This is a genomic window from Moorena sp. SIO3B2 (assembly GCF_010692525.1).
Taxonomy (GTDB): Bacteria; Cyanobacteriota; Cyanobacteriia; order Cyanobacteriales; family Coleofasciculaceae; genus Moorena; species Moorena producens.
Window position 1 is genome coordinate 1 of record NZ_JAAHHE010000425.1, and the last position, 4709, is coordinate 4709.

General features: G+C 43.2%; 12 protein-coding genes. 8 read left to right on the forward strand and 4 right to left on the reverse strand.

The window, feature by feature from the left end; translation table 11 throughout:
* A partial coding sequence (locus F6K38_RS35240; RefSeq protein ID WP_287359740.1) for a type II toxin-antitoxin system VapC family toxin occupies nucleotides 1-303 on the forward strand: 303 nt, incomplete at its 5' end.
* Nucleotides 304-506: 203 nt separating this feature from the next.
* Here F6K38_RS35240 and F6K38_RS35245 read toward each other — a convergent pair.
* Nucleotides 507-632, reverse strand: a complete 126-nt coding sequence (locus tag F6K38_RS35245; RefSeq protein ID WP_267872028.1) for a hypothetical protein — start codon at nucleotides 630-632, stop codon at nucleotides 507-509.
* Entirely contained in the window at nucleotides 622-855 is a 234-nt protein-coding gene (locus tag F6K38_RS35250) for a type II toxin-antitoxin system Phd/YefM family antitoxin (RefSeq protein WP_008184190.1), read from the reverse strand. Before F6K38_RS35250 ends, F6K38_RS35245 begins: the two co-directional genes overlap by 11 nt.
* Nucleotides 856-1091: 236 nt before the next feature.
* Between F6K38_RS35250 and F6K38_RS35255 the strand changes: the two genes are divergently transcribed.
* The 4 genes from F6K38_RS35255 (at nucleotide 1092) to F6K38_RS35270 (ending at nucleotide 2830) form a co-directional block, all read left to right on the forward strand.
* Nucleotides 1092-1388, forward strand: a complete 297-nt coding sequence (locus F6K38_RS35255; protein ID WP_287359742.1) for a type II toxin-antitoxin system Phd/YefM family antitoxin — start codon at nucleotides 1092-1094, stop codon at nucleotides 1386-1388.
* The gene (locus F6K38_RS35260) at nucleotides 1363-1740 is read left to right on the forward strand and encodes a hypothetical protein (protein ID WP_287359744.1); all 378 of its coding nucleotides are present in this window, start codon (nucleotides 1363-1365) and stop codon (nucleotides 1738-1740) included. The genes F6K38_RS35255 and F6K38_RS35260 overlap by 26 nt, the downstream gene beginning before the upstream one ends.
* Nucleotides 1741-2297: 557 nt before the next feature.
* Entirely contained in the window at nucleotides 2298-2441 is a 144-nt protein-coding gene (locus F6K38_RS35265; RefSeq protein ID WP_008184207.1) for a hypothetical protein, read from the forward strand.
* A 50-nt stretch (nucleotides 2442-2491) separates the two neighbouring features.
* Nucleotides 2492-2830 carry a DUF433 domain-containing protein gene (locus F6K38_RS35270; RefSeq protein ID WP_008184209.1) on the forward strand — a complete coding sequence of 113 codons (339 nt, stop codon included), beginning with the start codon at nucleotides 2492-2494 and terminating at the stop codon, nucleotides 2828-2830.
* A 238-nt stretch (nucleotides 2831-3068) separates the two neighbouring features.
* Here F6K38_RS35270 and F6K38_RS35275 read toward each other — a convergent pair whose 3' ends face one another.
* Nucleotides 3069-3257 (reverse strand): hypothetical protein, encoded by a 189-nt coding sequence (locus F6K38_RS35275; RefSeq protein ID WP_154659782.1) that lies wholly within the window; start codon nucleotides 3255-3257, stop codon nucleotides 3069-3071.
* A gap of 38 nt (nucleotides 3258-3295) precedes the next feature.
* Between F6K38_RS35275 and F6K38_RS35280 the strand changes: the two genes are divergently transcribed.
* The 3 genes from F6K38_RS35280 to F6K38_RS35290 all read left to right on the forward strand — a co-directional run bounded on the left by F6K38_RS35280 (nucleotide 3296) and on the right by F6K38_RS35290 (nucleotide 4224).
* Entirely contained in the window at nucleotides 3296-3478 is a 183-nt protein-coding gene (locus F6K38_RS35280; RefSeq protein WP_008184214.1) for an AbrB/MazE/SpoVT family DNA-binding domain-containing protein, read from the forward strand.
* Nucleotides 3479-3575: 97 nt separating this feature from the next.
* Nucleotides 3576-3893 (forward strand): nucleotidyltransferase family protein, encoded by a 318-nt coding sequence (locus F6K38_RS35285; protein ID WP_008184218.1) that lies wholly within the window; start codon nucleotides 3576-3578, stop codon nucleotides 3891-3893.
* Nucleotides 3880-4224, forward strand: a complete 345-nt coding sequence (locus F6K38_RS35290) for a HepT-like ribonuclease domain-containing protein (RefSeq protein WP_008184220.1) — start codon at nucleotides 3880-3882, stop codon at nucleotides 4222-4224. Before F6K38_RS35285 ends, F6K38_RS35290 begins: the two co-directional genes overlap by 14 nt.
* A 43-nt stretch (nucleotides 4225-4267) precedes the next feature.
* Here F6K38_RS35290 and F6K38_RS35295 read toward each other — a convergent pair whose 3' ends face one another.
* Complete coding sequence (locus F6K38_RS35295) at nucleotides 4268-4510, reverse strand: hypothetical protein (protein WP_131827154.1); 243 nt, start codon at nucleotides 4508-4510, stop codon at nucleotides 4268-4270.
* Nucleotides 4511-4709 lie beyond the last annotated feature (199 nt).

A 4709-nucleotide genomic window follows, 5' to 3' on the forward strand; every position in this document is an offset into this window, starting at 1 on the left:
AAGCAAGAGGTTTTTATTGCAGATACGGTAATTCTAGAAACGGAATGGGTTTTGCGTTTTGCTTATAAGTTCAAACCCGCCGCTATCTGTCAAGGGTTGAGAAATCTTTTTGGTTTACCCAATGTTCATCTTAGCAACCCTAGCTTGATGGCTCAAGTTATTCAATGGCATGAAAATGGTTTAGATTTTGCTGATGCCTTTCATTTAGCCCTGAGTCAGCATTGTTCAGAGTTTTACACCTTTGATCAGAAATTTGCTAAAAAAGCTCAAGGGTTAACCCAATGTCGGGTAGATAAGCTCTAAAGAATGCGCGAATGCGCGAATTTAGTCGGGAGAATCTTTGGGTGGGCATTGCTGTTGAAAGAACAAAATTGTTCAGGGATCAATTAAATGAGCAATGCCCACCAATCCCCAAGCAGGGGTCAAGTATAATCGGGAATCGGCAATCGGGAATCGGCAATCGGGAATCGAATTTTTGGGTGGGCATTGCGCCGTTCAATCATGATTTAACGGCGATCAATTAAATGGGCAATGCCCACCAATGCCCACTTTTGGAGCATCGCACTAATCCGACCCCATGCAGTTAAAGTGCCTGATAGCTGATAGCTGACGGCTGAATACTTACGTTTCAAGAGTGTAGTTTTCTTCAACACAAAGCTGGTGCAATTGAGCGAAAGCCTCGGCTATTGAGGGCTTTTGACACTGCTGACGCCAAGCCAAGAACTCTTGAAAAGTCTGAGCCTCTACCACCACCGCCACCAGTTGATTGTGGTCGTAAATCAACTGAGGCTCAGTAGCTGTAGCAGTGATCAGTTCAGATAACTTTTGCTGTGCCTCTTCAATTCTCCAAACCATCAGCTTACCTCACTGCTTTATGCTTTGCGTCCGGGATTGCCTTCCAAGCTAATTTATTTAGCTACACCTACTCTAGTATAGGGATACTTTGGAAGGATTGGGGGTTGGAAGCCGGCAATGCCCACCCGACAAAAGCTACAAAATGCGATCGCGTAGCGGCTCCAAAGGATCATCGCACTAGGGATTTAGCTAGACTATAGTCATGAACCATAGCCCTATAGCTAAAAACCCGGAAAATGTCTGAAGGATACGACTTAGCGGAAGCTCGCGATCGCTTTGCTGAAATTGTCCATGATGCCGAACAGGGTAAGCCGGTACAGATTACGCGCCTGGGTAAACCTGTAGTGATTGTGTTATCACTCCGGGAGTATCAACGCTTGGCATCAGAGAATTTATCAGAGAATTTAGGATTTGGGCCAGCTTTGGGCGAATTTCGTCAGAAGTATCAAATACAGGCTTTAGATATCAATCCTGATCAAGTGTTCAACCAGGTTCGGGTAGGCTCTTGTGGAAACAATCAAACTACAGAGTGACTGGGATTCACTTGCCTTGATAGAGTTATTCTGCACTGAACCTCAAACTGTTCGAGCTCAGGATGGTTATTGGTGCTACGAAGTAACCGATACCTCAGATACCACTCTCAAGTTTGGGGTTAATACCATTGCTGAATCTATCCAAATAGAGCTAAAGCTTGCCGGAGAGTCCAAAGCAATCCTGAGCTTTGAATTAATAGAATCCATCGAAATTATAGACTATCATCAAGGAAAATTTTCCTTTATAGTCCCCCGCGATAATCAAGCAATAAAGACCGTAATCAACATTGAACTACGTCCTAAAATCCAGGTTCACTGTTCTACCCTAAGTCTATCACCTCAGAAAAATTAGGAATTTAGAATTTAGAATTTAGAATTTAGAATTTAGAATTTAGAATTGTAGGGTGGGCATTGCTTAGAAAGATCAAAATTGAACGGCGAACCATGAAATGAGCAATGCCCACCAATACCAAAAATAATGTAGAATGAAGAATTGAGAATTAAGAATTGAGTCGCGATAATTGTAGGGTGGGCATTGCTTAGAAAGAACAAAATTGAACGCCGAACCATGAAATGGGCAATGCCCACCAATACCCAAAATAATGTAGAATTAAGAATTGAGAATTGAGATAATTGTAGGGTGGGCATTGCTGATAAAGATCAAAATTGAACGCCGAACCATGAAATGGGCAATGCCCACCAATACCCAAAATAATGTAGAATGAAGAATTGAGAATTGAGATAATTGTAGGGTGGGCATTGCTGATAAAGAACAAAATTGAACGCCGAACCATGAAATGGGCAATGCCCACCAATACCCAAAATAATGTAGAATGAAGAATTGAGAATTGAGAGAATTGTAGGGTGGGCATTGCTGATAAAGATCAAAATTGAACCCCGATCAATGAAATGGGGAATGCCCACCAATACCCAATAATCTTTTCCCACCCGACAAAATGCGATCGCTATCAACCATTGGTGGGCATTGCTCAGGTGAATTCCGGCAGAATTTGGGGTTGGAAACCAGCAATGCCCACCCTACCAAATGTGTAATCTTGCTTCTTGTGTAGGATCAAGATAACAACAGAGTTCTCAGAGCGATCATGCAACTGGAAGATTATTTTGTTTTTCTTGCTCCTAATGATATCCGAGTCAGAGGCACAAGAGTAGGAATTGAAACCATCCTCTATGATTTCATCCATCGTCAACGTACTCCTGAAGAAATTTCCCAAAGTTATCCAACCCTGGAACTAGAGCAAATTTATGCTACGATTCTGTATTACCTGCATAACCAAGAAACGGTCAGTACTTACCTCACTAATTGGTTAGACCATGGTCGTAAAATGCTAGAACAACAGCAGCAAAATCCTTCCCCAGTTGTGGTCAAGCTGATGCAACTCAAGGCTGAACGAGAAGCAATCAAGAAGGGAAATGACCATTAAGTATCTACTGGATGAAAATGTTGATCATATCTATCAAACTCAACTGCGACTGTACAAACCAGGAATCGAATCGTAGGGTGGGCATTGCTAATTTAGATCATGATTAAACGGCGATCAATTAAATAGGCAATGCCCACCAATATCCAAGAATCCATGGGTACTTGGTTGGTGGGCATTGCTCAGGTGAATTTGGGCAGCATAGGGGGTTGGAAACCAGCAATGCCCACCCTACAAAATGCTACAAAATGCGAACGCGCCCCGCGTGATCAAAGGTCAATCGCGTAGCGTGACCAAAGGTCAATCGCGTAGCGTGACCAAAGGTCAATCGCACTGTAGCGAAGGCCAAAGGCCACGCTATGGGAACGAGGTTTATGTTAAGCTGTTCGGTGTAGCGTGCGCCATTCGCGTAGCGTAGCCCAAAGGCCAAGCCTCACGGCTGACAGCTGACCCCTGAATGCTTAGGTTATGGAAACGACAAAATTGTTGAGTCAAGGTCAAGTTATTATTCCTAAGTCTCTGCGAGATGCTCATCACTGGGAAACAGGTCTTGAGTTAATCGCAATTGATACCGGAGATGGGATTCTTTTAAAACCGAAAAACCCTTTTCCAGAAACACTATTAAATCAAGAAATGAGAATCGACTCGTAGGGTGGGCATTGCTGATTTAGCTCAAAATTAAATGCCGATAAATTAAATGGGCAATGCCCACCAATACCCAAAAATCTGATAAAAATCCAGAAGAGAAATGAGTGAAAGCCCGGTGTTACCAATTAAGATTCCCAAGGAAGAAATAGAGCAATTTTGCCAGCGTCATCATATTCGCAAATTGTCTTTATTTGGTTCAGTGTTGAGGGATGATTTTACACCGGAGAGTGATCTGGATTTTTTAGTAGAATTTGAACCAGGCAAAACCCCTGGTTTATTTACGTTAGCCAGTATGGAAATAGAACTTTCAGAACTAGTAGAAGGGAGAAAGATTGATTTAAGAACTCCTAAGGAATTAAGTATTTATTTTCGAGACAGAGTGATGGCTGAGGCGATGGTGCAGTATGACAGCAATTGACGATTTAACTCGCTTGCACCATATGCAGGATGCAGCAAGAGAAGCTCTCGGTTTTATGTCTGGAAAGATGAGAGAGGATTTAGCTAAGGATAGGATGTTGGTGTTGGCAGTTGTCAAAGATTTAGAAATTATTGGGGAAGCAGCGGGTAGAATTTCAGCTGAATGTAGGGGGAGACATGCTGATATTCCTTGGGCAGTGATGATTGGGATGCGAAATCGTTTGACCCATGCTTATTTCTCTATCGATTTAGATATTGTTTGGGAAACGGTGACGAATGATTTAGTGCCACTGGTTGAGCAATTGGAAAGGGTGATTCAGGAGGAACGTTGACAACAATCCTAGGGTGGGCATTGCTCAGAAAGATCAAAATTGTTCAGGGATCAATTAAATGGGCAATGCCCACCAATGCCCAACTCCGGTGAATTTGGGCAGAATTTGGGGTTGGAAACCAGCTTTTCCCACCGGACAAAATGCGTTCGCGTAGCGGCTCTTTTGGAGCATCGCATTCTGTAGTGCGATCGCACTCAGGTGAATTCGGCCAGGGTTGGGGGTTGCAAAGCACAAATGCCCACCGGACAAAATGCGTTCGCGTAGCGGCTCTTTTGGAGCATCGCACTAGAAAAATCTCCTGAGCCGGAGCGTCGAGCTAGGAAAGATGGTGAAGGTAAAACAGTTTTTTGAGTTTTCGGTGATGACGCAGGGAGTTAAACTAGGAAAATTTGTGGCATTGAATCGAAATGCCGCCATTCATCATACTAAGGCTTTTGCTCACCTAGAGAGTCTTGAAGGGAAGTATGGGAGGTGTGCTAAGTTGG

What these genes read in the sequence shown, in the direction of transcription:
- F6K38_RS35290 (WP_008184220.1), top strand. Translation starts at nt 3,880, where the DNA reads ATGACAGCAATTGACGATTTAACTCGCTTGCACCATATGCAGGATGCA.
- F6K38_RS35280 (WP_008184214.1), top strand. Translation starts at nt 3,296, where the DNA reads ATGGAAACGACAAAATTGTTGAGTCAAGGTCAAGTTATTATTCCTAAG.
- F6K38_RS35255 (WP_287359742.1), top strand. Translation starts at nt 1,092, where the DNA reads ATGTCTGAAGGATACGACTTAGCGGAAGCTCGCGATCGCTTTGCTGAA.
- F6K38_RS35285 (WP_008184218.1), top strand. Translation starts at nt 3,576, where the DNA reads ATGAGTGAAAGCCCGGTGTTACCAATTAAGATTCCCAAGGAAGAAATA.
- F6K38_RS35270 (WP_008184209.1), top strand. Translation starts at nt 2,492, where the DNA reads ATGCAACTGGAAGATTATTTTGTTTTTCTTGCTCCTAATGATATCCGA.
- F6K38_RS35265 (WP_008184207.1), top strand. Translation starts at nt 2,298, where the DNA reads ATGGGGAATGCCCACCAATACCCAATAATCTTTTCCCACCCGACAAAA.
- F6K38_RS35250 (WP_008184190.1), bottom strand. Translation starts at nt 855, where the DNA reads ATGGTTTGGAGAATTGAAGAGGCACAGCAAAAGTTATCTGAACTGATC.